Source organism: Paenibacillus lactis (assembly GCF_017873605.1).
GTDB classification, from domain to species: domain Bacteria; phylum Bacillota; class Bacilli; order Paenibacillales; family Paenibacillaceae; genus Paenibacillus_AQ; species Paenibacillus_AQ lactis.
In genome coordinates this window covers 233,438-246,804 of record NZ_JAGGKI010000009.1, presented here as the reverse complement: position 1 = coordinate 246,804, position 13,367 = coordinate 233,438, and the positions used below count along the sequence as shown (strand labels likewise).

Annotated in this window: 16 protein-coding genes; all 16 read left to right on the top strand. The window is 51.9% G+C overall.

Going from position 1 to position 13,367, the window contains the following annotated elements; translation table 11 throughout:
* The first annotated feature begins 19 nt into the window (after positions 1-19).
* The 16 genes from J2Z18_RS18115 to J2Z18_RS18040 all read left to right on the top strand — a co-directional run bounded on the left by J2Z18_RS18115 (position 20) and on the right by J2Z18_RS18040 (position 13,241).
* Complete coding sequence (locus J2Z18_RS18115; RefSeq protein WP_007128751.1) at positions 20-640, top strand: flagellar hook capping FlgD N-terminal domain-containing protein; 621 nt, start codon at positions 20-22, stop codon at positions 638-640.
* Complete coding sequence (locus tag J2Z18_RS18110) at positions 637-1,026, top strand: TIGR02530 family flagellar biosynthesis protein (RefSeq protein ID WP_007128750.1); 390 nt, start codon at positions 637-639, stop codon at positions 1,024-1,026. The genes J2Z18_RS18115 and J2Z18_RS18110 overlap by 4 nt, the downstream gene beginning before the upstream one ends.
* A gap of 79 nt (positions 1,027-1,105) precedes the next feature.
* A complete protein-coding gene (flgG, locus tag J2Z18_RS18105; RefSeq protein ID WP_007128749.1) occupies positions 1,106-1,930 on the top strand; it encodes a flagellar basal body rod protein FlgG in 825 nt (274 codons plus the stop codon).
* A 52-nt stretch (positions 1,931-1,982) separates the two neighbouring features.
* Positions 1,983-2,207 (top strand): flagellar FlbD family protein, encoded by a 225-nt coding sequence (locus tag J2Z18_RS18100; RefSeq protein ID WP_007128748.1) that lies wholly within the window; start codon positions 1,983-1,985, stop codon positions 2,205-2,207.
* Entirely contained in the window at positions 2,204-2,665 is a 462-nt protein-coding gene (locus tag J2Z18_RS18095) for a flagellar basal body-associated FliL family protein (RefSeq protein WP_007128747.1), read from the top strand. Before J2Z18_RS18100 ends, J2Z18_RS18095 begins: the two co-directional genes overlap by 4 nt.
* Before the next feature lie 35 nt (positions 2,666-2,700).
* Positions 2,701-3,699: a flagellar motor switch protein FliM gene (gene fliM, locus J2Z18_RS18090; RefSeq protein WP_007128746.1), complete on the top strand. Its 999-nt coding sequence runs from the start codon at positions 2,701-2,703 to the stop codon at positions 3,697-3,699.
* Entirely contained in the window at positions 3,689-4,957 is a 1,269-nt protein-coding gene (gene fliY / locus J2Z18_RS18085) for a flagellar motor switch phosphatase FliY (RefSeq protein WP_007128745.1), read from the top strand. Before fliM ends, fliY begins: the two co-directional genes overlap by 11 nt.
* A gap of 28 nt (positions 4,958-4,985) precedes the next feature.
* The gene (locus J2Z18_RS18080; RefSeq protein ID WP_007128744.1) at positions 4,986-5,351 is read left to right on the top strand and encodes a response regulator; all 366 of its coding nucleotides are present in this window, start codon (positions 4,986-4,988) and stop codon (positions 5,349-5,351) included.
* A 12-nt stretch (positions 5,352-5,363) separates the two neighbouring features.
* A complete protein-coding gene (locus J2Z18_RS18075) occupies positions 5,364-5,888 on the top strand; it encodes a flagellar biosynthetic protein FliO (RefSeq protein ID WP_007128743.1) in 525 nt (174 codons plus the stop codon).
* Positions 5,885-6,637: a flagellar type III secretion system pore protein FliP gene (gene fliP, locus J2Z18_RS18070; protein ID WP_007128742.1), complete on the top strand. Its 753-nt coding sequence runs from the start codon at positions 5,885-5,887 to the stop codon at positions 6,635-6,637. The genes J2Z18_RS18075 and fliP overlap by 4 nt, the downstream gene beginning before the upstream one ends.
* A gap of 41 nt (positions 6,638-6,678) precedes the next feature.
* Positions 6,679-6,948, top strand: a complete 270-nt coding sequence (gene fliQ, locus J2Z18_RS18065) for a flagellar biosynthesis protein FliQ (RefSeq protein ID WP_007128741.1) — start codon at positions 6,679-6,681, stop codon at positions 6,946-6,948.
* 11 nt (positions 6,949-6,959) lie between these two features.
* Positions 6,960-7,757, top strand: a complete 798-nt coding sequence (gene fliR / locus J2Z18_RS18060; protein ID WP_007128740.1) for a flagellar biosynthetic protein FliR — start codon at positions 6,960-6,962, stop codon at positions 7,755-7,757.
* A gap of 5 nt (positions 7,758-7,762) precedes the next feature.
* On the top strand, positions 7,763-8,863 hold the full coding sequence (gene flhB, locus J2Z18_RS18055) for a flagellar biosynthesis protein FlhB (RefSeq protein ID WP_007128739.1): 1,101 nt from the start codon (positions 7,763-7,765) through the stop codon (positions 8,861-8,863).
* Between the two features lie 24 nt (positions 8,864-8,887).
* On the top strand, positions 8,888-10,921 hold the full coding sequence (gene flhA / locus J2Z18_RS18050; protein ID WP_007128738.1) for a flagellar biosynthesis protein FlhA: 2,034 nt from the start codon (positions 8,888-8,890) through the stop codon (positions 10,919-10,921).
* Positions 10,918-12,348, top strand: a complete 1,431-nt coding sequence (gene flhF / locus J2Z18_RS18045; protein WP_007128737.1) for a flagellar biosynthesis GTPase FlhF — start codon at positions 10,918-10,920, stop codon at positions 12,346-12,348. Before flhA ends, flhF begins: the two co-directional genes overlap by 4 nt.
* Complete coding sequence (locus J2Z18_RS18040) at positions 12,345-13,241, top strand: MinD/ParA family protein (protein WP_007128736.1); 897 nt, start codon at positions 12,345-12,347, stop codon at positions 13,239-13,241. Before flhF ends, J2Z18_RS18040 begins: the two co-directional genes overlap by 4 nt.
* Positions 13,242-13,367 lie beyond the last annotated feature (126 nt).

Here is a 13,367-nt window from a genome sequence, read left to right as displayed (position 1 = left end):
TGCGAGGAGGTGAACACGAATGGCAACGAATCCAGTATCCACAAGCAACATGTGGCCGAACTATTCGAAAGGAAATGTCAGTAACAAAGGCGGTAAAGGGCAAGAGCTGGGAAAGGATCAGTTTCTAAGCATCCTGATTACACAGCTGCGGCACCAAGATCCGCTTCAGCCGATGCAGGACCGGGAATTTATCGCTCAGATGGCCCAATTCACCTCCCTTGAACAGCTGATGAACATCAACACGCAGTTAACGGCAATGAGTCAATCCCTAGGCTCGGCTTCAAGTCTGATCGGCAAAGAGATCAGCTGGATGGAAAAATCGGTCAATACCGATGATCTCACCTGGACGGAAACGCCGAAGGACGGTACGGATTCCCTAGTCATGAAGACCGGAATCGTGGAGTCGATTATTGTACGGGACGGCGTTCATTACGCCAAGGTTGGCAGCAGCGAAGTGCTGCTCAGCGATATATTGAGGGTTGAGAACCCGGCTGCCGAGCCCGAGGAGCCTAGTCAAGGAGGAGCTGAGGCCGGTGCGGCTGACGCGCTTGCTTCTGAACCGGCACCTGCCGACGTAGGAGATCCGGATTCCGGGCAATCGGATCAGGGCGAACCTTCGGCCGGAGGGAATGCGCCATGAGTGATCGAATGATGATCGGCCATTTATACCCCGGAAAATTGCATCCGGCCGCGCTATCGCCCGAGCGGCGAACGGTATCGGCTTCATCCGATGCGCCAAGGGGCAATTTCAAGGAGCTGTTAAATGAAAATCTGCTCCGCATCAGCAACCATGCCGCGAAGCGACTGGAGCAGCGGGGGATTGAAATCAAGGGTGACCAGCTCGTTCAAATCCAGAGCGCGATCGATAAAGCCGCAGCGAAAGGCAGTAAGGAATCACTGATTCTGATGAAGGATATGGCGCTCATTGTCAATATTCCGAACCGGACGGTGGTCACGGCGATGGATGGCAACGCCATGAAGGACAATGTGTTCACCCAGATCGACAGCGCAGTCATAATTTCATGATTTACTGGCTGGCCCGTCAGGAAGCCAGGCGGCCGCCGACCGACAGAAGCGGCCCATATAAGAAGGAGGATGAATCCCTGTGTTAAGATCCATGTACTCCGGTATTTCCGGGATGAGAGGCTTTCAGACCAAGCTGGACGTAATCGGCAACAATATTGCCAATGTCAATACCGTTGGATTTAAGGCTGGACGGGTAATGTTTAAAGATATTCTTAGCCAGACGGTGTCCGGCGTGACGCCGGGAACGGACGATCCGACAGGCGGCGTTAATGCCAAGCAGATCGGCCTTGGTGTAACGATCGGCTCGATCGATACCCTGCATACGCCGGGAAGCGCCATGGTCACCAACAACCCGACGGATTTACGCATCGACGGGGACGGATTTTTCATGGTCAAGCTGAGCGATGACCAGGAAGTTCCTTTCCTGACCCGTGCCGGCGATTTCCATGTCGACGTTGCGCGAAACCTTGTAACGTCTGACGGTTTCCTAGTGCTCGACTCCGGTGGCGAGCCGATCACGCTGGAAGACGACGTAACTGCGTTCACGATCGCTCAGAACGGTGCCATCATCCAGAAGATGAGTGACGGAACAACGGCTGAAGGCGCGATTATCGGGGTAGCGAAGGTGCCGAACCCTGAAGGTTTGGAGAAGATTGGCGGCAATCTGTATCGCGTGACATTGAACGCAGTGCCGGACGGAGACCTCGAGGCTGTCATGTTCGAAGGCAATAACGCAGAGGAAGGCACCGGTGCAATCATTTCGGGGCAGCTGGAAATGTCCAATGTGGACCTGACGGGCGAGTTCTCCGAGATGATCGTGGCACAGCGCGGCTTCCAGGCCAATTCACGGATCATCACCACCTCCGATGAAGTGCTCCAGGAAGTCGTTAATCTGAAACGATAAGGTTGGATCAGGGGGGGATCCTCCCTCCCTTTTATGAACAAGGAGGCAGCCCATGATATCGGTAACGAGGTTAAACGGGTCGCAGATGTGGCTTAACGCACTGCTGATCGAAATGGTTGAAGAGACTCCGGACACCTATATCACATTGATTAATGGAAAACGATTGATTGTGTTGGAAAGTGCAAATGACATCGTAGCTTCCATTAAAGCGTATCATCACGAGGTTGGCATTCATCAAGCAACCATTAAAGTGCAGCAAATGGAGGAACCTTCATGAAAAAGATGCTACCCTGGTTAATTACGATTTTGTTGTCCATCACATTGATCGTGCTTGCGATATTCTTGTTGTCCGACAAGCTGACGGAGGAACCGAAAACCGCTTCGGCCAGCGACAAGCCTGCCGCTGCGAATCTGTCGGCAGACGAGATCGTGGAGATGACATCGGAAATTACCGGCATTAAGACAAATCTGGCGGATCCACAGTACATTGCCCAGATGGCTTTTGCATTTCAGTTAAGCGACAAGAAAGCTAAGGCGGAATTCGACAAAATCAAGGAAATCAAGATCAAACCGATCATTATCAAGACGTTAGCCGACACGGAGCCCGAGCTGTTAAACGATTCGAAGGGCCGTGAACAGTTTACTGCCAAGCTGCAGAATCTGATCAACAAGTCGTTAACGTCCGGCAGATTGATTCAAATCGATATGACCGATGTGCTGATCGCCGGAATCTAGACTGTTCGTCGGATGACCTGTAAGGGGGTGAGTAGATGGTTGATGTATTATCGCAGAATGAGATCGACGCCCTATTGGCCGCGCTCTCTTCCGGTGAGATGGATGCGGAGGAGCTGAAGAAAGAGGAAACGCAGAAGAAGATTCGTTCTTATGATTTCAAAAGAGCGCTTCGCTTCTCAAAGGACCATATTCGCAGCTTGACACGTATCCATGAAAATTTCGCACGTTATCTTACAACATATTTCTCGGCACAGCTGCGTACTTTTGTGCAAATCAATGTGGTGCAGGTTGAACAGCTCCCATACGATGAATTCATACGTTCCATACCGAAAATGACGGTGCTCAACATTTTTGAAGCTGAGCCGCTCGAAGGGCGAATGGTGCTTGAGGTTCATCCAAACATCGCCTATGCGATGCTGGACCGCCTGCTGGGAGGAACCGGGGTCGCGCCGTCCACGATCAACTCGATGACCGAAATCGAGACCATTATCATGGAACGGATTTTCAGCCGGGCTTTCGACAGCCTCAAGGAGGCCTGGAAAACGGTGCTGGATATTTCTCCGCGGCTTGAGGCGCTGGAAACGAATCCTCAGTTTATGCAGATCGTTTCCCCGAACGAAACCATTGCGCTGATCTCGCTGAGCACTAAAATCGGCGATACCACGGGAATGATCAATCTCTGTATTCCCCATGTCGTGCTGGAACCGATCATGTCCAAGCTGTCCGCGCATCAGTGGTTCATCTCTGAGAAAAAAGCCAGAATCCCCGAGGAAGTGGACGCGCTTAAGCAGCGGGTAAGCAAAGCTCAGCTTCCGATCGTTGCCGAGCTTGGCGTTTCACAGCTGACCGTCTCCGAATTTTTAGGACTCTCGGTCGGGGACGTTATTTCACTGAACAAGCCGGTGCATGACGGGTTATCCATCAAGGTCGGCGACAGACTGAAGTTTATTGGCAGTCCCGGAACGGTAAAAGACCGGGTTGCTGTACAAATCGATGAAATTGTCATCGAAGGAGCTGAAGAACTTGACGAGTAAAGATTATTTATCCCAGGAAGAAATCGACGCCTTGCTGAAGCAGTCGGAAATGGCATCGGATCCTTCTTCTTCGGCGGCTACCGTAGATGATGTATTGACGCCTCTGGAGCAGGATGCGCTAGGGGAGATCGGTAACATTACCTTTGGCAGCGCCGCTACGGCCTTATCCACGCTCCTCGGCAAGAAAGTAGATATTACGACGCCGAGAGTGTCCATCATCAAGCGAAGCCAGTTCGAGGAGGAGTTTCCAAAGCCGCATGTTGCCGTTCATGTTACGTATGTCGACGGCTTCGAAGGCATCAACTCTCTCGTGATCAAGACTCGCGACGCCCAGGTGATCGCAGACTTGATGCTGGGCGGAGAAGGCAACCCCGAAGAAGGGGAGTTAAACGAAATCCATATCAGTGCCGTCCAGGAAGCGATGAACCAGATGATGGGCTCTTCCGCAACGAGCATGTCCACGATATTCAACCGGTTTGTCAATATTTCGCCGCCGGGCATCGATATTTTGAACATGGTGAGCGGAGAAGGCGTCAACAATCTGCCGCAGGACGAAACCTTGATCAAAATTTCGTTCCGTCTGATTATCGGCGACTTGATTGATTCGACCATCATGCAGCTGCTCCCTGTTCAATTTTCCAAAGACATGGTTCGCATGCTGATTAACGGCACGGATGAGCCTCAGCCTGTGAAACAAGAGACTGCAGCGGCGGTAGAGACACCGGCCCCGGCTCCGGCGCAAGAACCGGCAGCTCAGCCTACCCAGCCGCCCGCTTATGCACAGGATGCAGGGAATGCGCAAGAAGAAGCTCATTATGGTTACAATGCGGCCATGCAACCCCAAGGAGGACAGGCTCCGAATGCGATGCCGTATGGACAGCCGCAAATGCCTCCGCAGACGGGGCCGCAGCATTACGGCGGCATGCACGGCCGGAATGTGAACGTGCAGCCGGTGCAGTTCGCCAATTTTCAATCGGCGCCTTACCCGCAGGTGGATGAAAACAATCTGAACTTGCTGATGGACATTCCTCTTAAGGTCACCGTAGAATTAGGAAGGACTCAGAAGCAAATTAAGGATATCCTGGAAATGTCCCAAGGTTCGATTATCGAGCTGGACAAGCTGGCGGGTGAACCGGTAGACATCCTGGTCAATCATAAGCTGATTGCCAAAGGCGAGGTTGTCGTCATCGATGAGAACTTTGGCGTACGTGTGACGGATATCGTGAGCCAATGGGACCGAATTCAAAAATTACAATAGCACAAACATTTAGGGAGGATTTTTATCAATGGCTAACCGAATTCTGATTGTGGACGACGCTGCATTTATGAGAATGATGATCCGTGACATTCTGGTCAAGAACGGATTCGAGGTTGTAGGCGAGGCTCAGGACGGCTCGCAGGCGATCGAGAAATTTAAAGAGCTTCGTCCGGATCTGATTACGATGGATATTACGATGCCTGAAATGGATGGGATCGCTGCGCTCAAGGAAATTAAAAAGATTGATCCTAACGCAAAAGTCATCATGTGTTCCGCGATGGGTCAACAAGCGATGGTTATCGATGCCATCCAAGCCGGAGCGAAGGACTTTATCGTTAAGCCGTTCCAATCGGACCGCGTCATTGAAGCCATCAACAAAACGCTTGGCGTATAAGGATTGTTTCTTATGATGATGGCGGCTTCCGATGAAATCGGCACAGGTGGTACTGGCGGATATTATTTACAGTTATTTTATGTCTTTGTCGTTCTTGCCATCATCATCGCATTGATCGTTCTCCTGATTCGCTTCTTAGGCAAAAAGAATCAGAGCTGGATGCAGGGCCGCTCCATTCGTACGCTCGGTGCGGTTGGGATGGGCCCTAACAAATCCCTTCAGCTCGTTGAAATCGGGGGCAACATCTATGTGATCGGGGTTGGCGAAGACGTTCGGCTCTTGGACAAAATTTCCGATCCCGCGGAGGTCGCGCTGATTCAGGCGGCATTTGAACAGGATTCAGGAATGTACAGCGGGGCGCTGCCGCCTTTTGTAAGCAAATTGGCGGCAAAACTCCGTAAAAACAAGCAACCGGAAGAAATCGAATGGGATGACAGCTCCTCTTTTCACGAGGTGTTCGAATCTAAACTGCGCAGCGTACCGAACCGGAAACAAAAGGTCGAAGAATTGCTGCGGGAGGATCATAAGGATTCATGAATAAAAAGATTACGATTGCTATCACGATGTTTATGCTGGCCGGGATGCTGCTATCCCGTACGGCATTTGCAGATCCGATTCCGAACATCGATATTCAAATCGGCGGGGAAGGGGAGACTCCGGGGACAAGCTCGTTGTCCTTGATCCTCCTGATTACCGTTCTTAGCATTGCACCGGCCTTGCTCGTGCTGATGACAAGCTTTACGCGGATCGTCATTGTACTCGGGTTTGTCCGCACATCTCTTGGAACACAGCAAACTCCGCCGAACCAAGTGTTGATCGGGTTAGCCCTCTTCCTTACCTTGTTCGTTATGGCTCCGACGTTTTCAACCATGAACGAGGTTGCGCTGCAGCCGTATCTCAAGGGTGAAATCAGCCAAACCGAGGCGCTGCAGAAGGCCCAGGATCCGATCAAGAAATTCATGTTCTCCCATACGCGGGAGAAAGATCTGCTGCTGTTCATGAATTACACGGGAACAGAGAAGCCGGAGTCGTACGAGGACATCCCGTTGACCGTCATGGTGCCGGCCTTTGCCATCAGTGAGCTGAAGACAGGCTTTCAGATGGGCTTTATGATCTTCATTCCGTTTCTGGTCATCGATATTGTCGTTGCCAGCGTTCTGATGGCGATGGGGATGATGATGCTTCCGCCGGTCATGATCTCGCTGCCGTTCAAAATATTGCTCTTTGTCCTTGTGGACGGCTGGTATCTGGTGGTCAAATCCATGCTGATGAGCTTTAATCCGTAACGTTTGAAACGGCAAGTAATTCGAATACAGGGGGACTCGCCGTGAGCTCTGAATTTATTATCGGCCTTGCAGGGCAGGCCGTTTACATTGTGCTTCAAGTGAGCGCGCCCATGCTGGTTCTCGCTCTGGTAGTGGGACTTATCATAAGTATTTTCCAAGCGACGACGCAGATACAGGAGCAGACGCTGGCATTCGTTCCAAAGATCATAATTGTTCTTATCGCGCTCCTGCTGTTCGGTCCTTGGATATTGACAACGTTGGTGGATTTCACCCACGGAATTTTGGACAATCTCTACAAATATATCGGATAGGCTGAGTGTCCATGGAATGGTTGCAGCAAAGTATACCTGTCTTTATGCTTGTTTTTTGTCGAATAACATCTTTTTTTGTAATAGCTCCAGTATTTACATCGCGGGGCATCCCGACTTCATTTAAAATCGGGTTTTCCTTTCTGCTTACAGTCATCGTTTATCTTACGTTCGGAATAGGAGAAACGGTGCCGCAGGATCTATCCTATGCTCTGCTGATTGTCCAGGAAGTGCTGGTAGGACTGCTGCTCGGCTTCACCGCCTATCTGATCATGGCCGTCGTCCAAACGGCCGGCGCGCTGATCGATATCCAGATCGGCTTTAGCATGGCCAACGTCATCGATCCGTTTACGGGCGCATCCATGCCGCTGATCGGCAACTTTAAGTACTATCTCGCATTGCTCGTATTCCTTGGCATGAACGGCCATCATTATCTGCTCGATGCCATTATGTACAGCTATGATTGGGTGCCTATAACGGGCAACGTATTTTCAAAGATTCTAGACGGCAGCGTTACGGATATTCTTGTCAGAACCTTTGCCCACTCGTTCATGCTTGCCCTTCAAATGGCGGCTCCGCTTGTGGCGGCCTTGTTTCTGACCGATGTCGGCCTCGGCTTCTTGGCGAGAACGGCACCGCAGTTCAACGTATTTGTCATCGGCATTATTCTTAAGATTCTGGTCGGGTTAGTGCTGCTGATGCTGCTTATGCCGGGACTTGTGTCATTATTTGATCATTTGTTCGCCCAAATGTTCGAGGCGCTCCGGCAGCTGCTCGGCGTCTTACACGAGGGAACGGCGCAAGGAGGATGAAGAGGATGCGGAACCGATCCCCCTACCGTTATCCGGTGGATTTGCAGCTGTTTGCTGGGGAGAAGACGGAAAAAGCGACGCCGAAGAAACGCCAGGATACGCGTAAAAAGGGTCAAGTGGCCAAAAGTATGGAAGTATCGGGCGCCTCGGTGTTACTATCCGCTTTCCTGTGCATGCTGATGTTCGGCGGTTACATGAGAGACCATACGGTCCGGCTGTTTACGGACGTATACCTTAACCGGCTCTCCATGGACGTAACGAATGAGAATGTCATGCAGCTCTTGGGCGAGTATGCCATTCAAATATTGCTGCTGCTCGCACCGCTGTTTGTTGCTGTGTTTGTGATCTCACTGGTCGTAAATTATATTCAGGTCGGTTTTCTCCTGACAGGAGAGCCCTTGAAAATGAAGCTCAGCAAGATCGATCCGATCAAAGGATTTAAAAATATTTTTTCCATGAGGTCCTTGATCGAATTTTTTAAATCCATATTTAAATTAACGATCATTGGCTACCTCGTATACACCACTCTTTGGGGAGCCAGAGGGGAATTCTCCTCCTTGTCGACGAAGAGTCCGGATACTATTTTTCAATTTGTAGCGAATGTTACGATGTCGCTTGGCTTTAAGATCGGGGCTGGCCTGCTGATCCTGTCCGTCCTGGACTATTTGTACCAGAAGTACGAATACGAAAAAAACATCCGCATGTCAAAGCAGGACATTAAGGATGAGTTTAAGAAAATGGAAGGCGATCCGCTGATCAAAGGAAAAATCAGGGAACGCCAGCGCCGGATGGCGCTGCAACGAATGATGCAGGAAGTACCGAACGCAGACGTCATTATTACGAACCCGACCCACTTTGCGGTTGCGCTCAAATATGACGGTTCTACTATGGAAGCTCCGCAGATCATCGCGAAAGGCCAGGACTATATGGCCCTGCGCATCAAGGAAATTGCCAAGGAACACGGCATTATAACGATGGAAAACAAGCCGCTGGCACGAGCGTTGTACCAACGGTCCGAGATCGGGGATTCCATTCCCGGAGACCTGTTCCAGGCCGTAGCGGAAGTGCTGGCCTATGTATATAAACTTAAAGGTAAAGCGAAATAATTAGGGACCGGAGGCCTAAGTGCAGTGAAAATAAAAGATCTATCTGTCCTTGCGGGTGTCATTGGCATCGTACTTATGATGATTCTTCCGATCCCGATCTGGCTGCTGGATTTACTGCTTATCATCAATATATCGGTGGCACTGATCATCCTGCTGGTGGCCATGAACACGAAAGAAGCGCTGGACTTTTCGATATTTCCTTCCCTGCTTCTCATCACGACCTTGTTTCGGGTTGCGCTGAACATATCGACAACCAAGCTGATTTTGTCCGAAGCCAATGCGGGTGAGGTTGTCGCTACCTTCGGCAGCTGGATTGCCAATGGCGAAATCGCGGTCGGGTTCATCGTCTTTTTAATTTTGATCGTGGTTCAGTTTATCGTCATAACGAAAGGCTCCGAGCGCGTGGCTGAGGTTGCCGCACGATTTACGCTGGACGCCATGCCCGGTAAGCAGATGAGCATTGATGCCGATTTGAATGCAGGCCTAATCAACGAACAGCAAGCTCGGGAGCGCAGACGGAAAATCGAGCGGGAGGCCGACTTTTACGGTGCGATGGACGGTGCCAGCAAGTTCGTAAAAGGGGATGCCATCGCTTCGATCATCATCCTGCTGATCAACCTGATCGGCGGATTTATTATCGGGATCTCGATTCATGGCATGTCGTTTCCCGAAGCGATGAGCACGTACTCGATCCTGACGATCGGGGATGGACTGGTCAGCCAGATTCCGGCGCTTCTCATATCGACATCGGCAGGTCTTATCGTCACCAGAGCTTCCTCCGAAGGAAATCTGGCCGAGGATCTGACAGGTCAGCTGTTTTCCTATCCACGCTTGCTGTATATCGTATCAGGCACCGTATTGCTGCTGGGATTGTTTACTCCGATTCATTTTATAACGACAGCGCCCATCGCGCTTGTTCTGTTTATAGCAGCAAGGAGAATGCAGAACAATCTGGACCGCAAGCAGGTCGAGGTGGAGCAGATGGAGGAGGAGCAGCAGATCGAAGAGGTTCGCAGTCCGGAAAGTGTCATCAACCTGCTGCAGGTGGATCCGATCGAATTCGAGTTTGGATACGGCTTGATCCCGCTTGCGGATACCCAGCAGGGCGGAGACTTGCTGGATCGGATTATTATGATCCGGAGACAATGCGCGCTTGAACTTGGACTGGTCGTGCCGGTGATCCGAATCCGCGACAATATTCAACTTAAACCGAATGAATATGTCATAAAAATAAAAGGGAATGCTGTCGGCGGCGGGGAATTACTACTAAATCATTACCTCGCCATGAGTCCCGGCTACGAGGACGATTCCGTTACGGGAATCGAAACGACGGAGCCCGCATTCGGGCTGCCGGCCCTCTGGATTGACGAGGCGACGAAAGAACGGGCCGATCTGGCGGGATATACCGTCGTGGATCCGCCTTCCGTCGTAGCTACGCATTTGACAGAGCTGATCAAGCGGCACGCTCATGAGCTGCTGGGGCGCCAGGAGACAAAAGCGCTGGTCGACAACATCAAGGAAAGCTATCCGGTGCTTGTCGACGAGCTGATCCCTTCCGTGCTGACGATCGGGGAGGTACAGAAGGTGCTCGCCAAGCTGCTTCGGGAGAAAATCTCCATTCGCGACATGGTTACGATTCTGGAGACCCTTGCGGATTACGGGCATTATTCGAAGGACCCGGATGTGCTGACAGAGTATGTAAGACAAGCGCTCTCCAGGCAAATCACACAGCAGTTTGCTCAAGACGGAGAGGCCATGAAGGTGATCACCGTCGGACCGCAGCTTGAGAAGAAAATCGCGGAGAGCGTGCAGCAGAGCGAACAGGGGACGTACTTGGCGATGGACCCGGTGTCTACGCAGAATGTATTCCAGAAGCTGAGCGAGCAAGTGAATCGGATTATCCAGATGGGACAACAGCCGGTGCTGCTTACCTCTCCGGCCATCCGCATGTATTTGCGGCAGGTGATTGAACGCGGGATGCAGGATATTCCGGTTCTATCCTACAGCGAGCTTGAGCCGAACGTCGAAATTCAAAGTGTCGGAGTGGTGAACTTATGAGAGTAAAAAGGTATATCGTCGACACGATGCCGGAAGCGATGGCGCAGATCCGATCGGATTTGGGTACGGATGCGGTCATATTGAGCACGAAGGATATTAAGGTAGGCGGCTTTCTAGGGATGTTCTCCCGAAAGAAGATCGAGGTTATCGCCGCGGTTGAGCAGGAGGAGAAATCGAAATCCTCCGTCAAAGCCAAGCCGAAGCCGCCTGCGGCAGTGCCGAAGGCAGCCGTACCGAAGGCATACCAGCGAGCAGCGGAAATCGCGAATCCGACGGCAGCCGATTTGTCAAAGGCTCCTGTCCAGGAAGCGGTGAAGCCGAAGGATGGTGCACAAGAAGCGGATTATGTCCGCTTTGCCGAGATTATGAGCCAAGCCGCAGCAGCCGGGGAGGCGCAGGAGGTCCGGGAGGACAGCCCGCCACCGATACAGACGGGAACGGCTTCGGCCGAAGCCGCTTACCCGAGCCCGAAGGCAGCAGCTGCAGCGCAAGGCAAATTGCACGATCCTCCGGTTGAGCCCTTGAGCTCCCGGCTGGGCATCAGTGAATCAGAGCAGCGAGTGCTCGAGGAACTGAAGGAAATGAAGGAATGGATCGCCAAGCTGTCCAGGCACAATCTTGAAGCCAGACAGCTGCCGGAGCCGCTGGAATCGATAAGGGATCGCCTGCTTAGACAGGACGTTTCCGCGAGGCTCAGCGAGCAGTGGCTTGAGGTTGCTGAAGAAGCGCTGCGGGAGAGCGGGATGCAGCTTGGAAGCGAGCAGCTGCAGGCGATTATGCGCGAGCAGGCGAAGGCTTTTATTGATGAGCGCATCGGCGGGGGCATTCAACCTGACACGCGGATCGTATACATCGCCGGGCCGACGGGTGTCGGCAAGACGACAACGATCGCCAAAATCGCTGCAGAGCAGCTGTTCAGATATCACCGCAAGGTGGGCTTTATAACCTCGGATACGTACCGGATATCGGCGGTAGAGCAGCTTCGGACTTATGCCTCGATTTTGAATGTCCCTATGGAGGTGGTCCAGTCGCCAGGGGATATGCAGCGGGCGCTTCAAACGCTTCAAGACTGTGATCTGATCTTAATGGATACAGCCGGCCGGAATTATCGGAACGAGCTGCTCGTCTCCGAATTGCAAAGCCTCTTTTCCCATTCGGAGCACAGCGAAACCTACCTTGTTCTCAGCCTTACGTCCAAGAGCGGGGATATGATTGAAATCGCGGATCATTTCAGCAAATATGCACTCGATAAAGTCATATTCACCAAGATGGATGAGACCGGAAGCTTCGGTCCGATCTTCAATCTGCTCCATGCGCACAACCTGCGCTTGTCTTACATGACCAATGGTCAAAATGTACCGGACGACCTGCTTTTGGCCAATAGCGAGCAGCTGTGCGATTTGCTGCTGGGAGATACGCGGTCATGACGGATCAAGCCCATTCACTCAGACAGCTCGTATCTGCGCAGCGGAGCGAGAACGTGGGAATGTCTCCTAAGACCTCAGCCGGAAGCGCCAAGATCATAACGGTCACGAGCGGCAAGGGCGGTGTCGGGAAATCCAATTTCTCGCTGAACTTTGCGCTTGCGCTGCAATCGATGGGCAAAAAAGTGCTGGTGTTTGACGCCGATATCGGAATGGCCAATATCGATGTGCTAATGGGCGTGTCGTCCCGTTACAGCCTTTATCATTTGCTGCGGCGGGAGAAGAGCATGGAGGACGTGATCCAGTATGGGCCCGAGCAGCTTGCCTTTATTGCGGGGGGATCCGGACTTGCCGACCTGTTTTCTCTCTCCGATTCGGACATGAATTATTTTCTCGATCAGCTTGAGCGCATATCGTCCGACATGGATTACATCATTTTTGATACAGGCGCAGGCTTGTCAAAAGAAAACATGCGGTTCATTACCTCGGCCGATCATTGTTACGTCGTAACGACGCCCGAGCCGACTTCCATCACGGATGCGTACGCTCTCATCAAAGTCGTGCATGGGACCGGGTCTAGAGTCCCGCTCAGCCTGATCGTCAATCGGGCCGGCGATGAACGGGAGGCTCGTGAAGCAGCGGATAAAATCATGTTAACGGCCCGCCGCTTTCTGGATTTGGACATGCAGCTGCTGGGCTCGATCGCGGATGATCCGCATGTCGGGCAGGCGGTCAAGCGGCAGGTTCCATTCACGGTAGCGTTCCCGAAGTGCGATGCTGCAAGCGACGTCAGACGGATCGCTCTTCGCAGCATGGCATCTCCTGTCCCTGCAGAGCCGGATGCCCCGAAAGGAATCAAGGGATTTATGCATCGCCTGCTCAAACGGACAAAGTGATTCTTACTTCAGGATTTTGCAAAATTTGATTCAAGCCGCTCCCGAGTACAATATAAAGACGAATTCAACCGTTTCGCTCTATATATTGCTGACTGATAGTCGCTCTTTGGATTTTTGCATCATCCT

Coding starts and splice junctions, on each gene's coding strand:
- J2Z18_RS18115 (WP_007128751.1), top strand. CDS start 20: ATGGCAACGAATCCAGTATCCACAAGCAACATGTGGCCGAACTATTCG.
- J2Z18_RS18110 (WP_007128750.1), top strand. CDS start 637: ATGAGTGATCGAATGATGATCGGCCATTTATACCCCGGAAAATTGCAT.
- J2Z18_RS18100 (WP_007128748.1), top strand. CDS start 1,983: ATGATATCGGTAACGAGGTTAAACGGGTCGCAGATGTGGCTTAACGCA.
- J2Z18_RS18095 (WP_007128747.1), top strand. CDS start 2,204: ATGAAAAAGATGCTACCCTGGTTAATTACGATTTTGTTGTCCATCACA.
- fliM (WP_007128746.1), top strand. CDS start 2,701: ATGGTTGATGTATTATCGCAGAATGAGATCGACGCCCTATTGGCCGCG.
- J2Z18_RS18080 (WP_007128744.1), top strand. CDS start 4,986: ATGGCTAACCGAATTCTGATTGTGGACGACGCTGCATTTATGAGAATG.
- J2Z18_RS18075 (WP_007128743.1), top strand. CDS start 5,364: ATGATGATGGCGGCTTCCGATGAAATCGGCACAGGTGGTACTGGCGGA.
- fliP (WP_007128742.1), top strand. CDS start 5,885: ATGAATAAAAAGATTACGATTGCTATCACGATGTTTATGCTGGCCGGG.
- fliR (WP_007128740.1), top strand. CDS start 6,960: ATGGAATGGTTGCAGCAAAGTATACCTGTCTTTATGCTTGTTTTTTGT.
- flhB (WP_007128739.1), top strand. CDS start 7,763: ATGCGGAACCGATCCCCCTACCGTTATCCGGTGGATTTGCAGCTGTTT.
- flhF (WP_007128737.1), top strand. CDS start 10,918: ATGAGAGTAAAAAGGTATATCGTCGACACGATGCCGGAAGCGATGGCG.
- J2Z18_RS18040 (WP_007128736.1), top strand. CDS start 12,345: ATGACGGATCAAGCCCATTCACTCAGACAGCTCGTATCTGCGCAGCGG.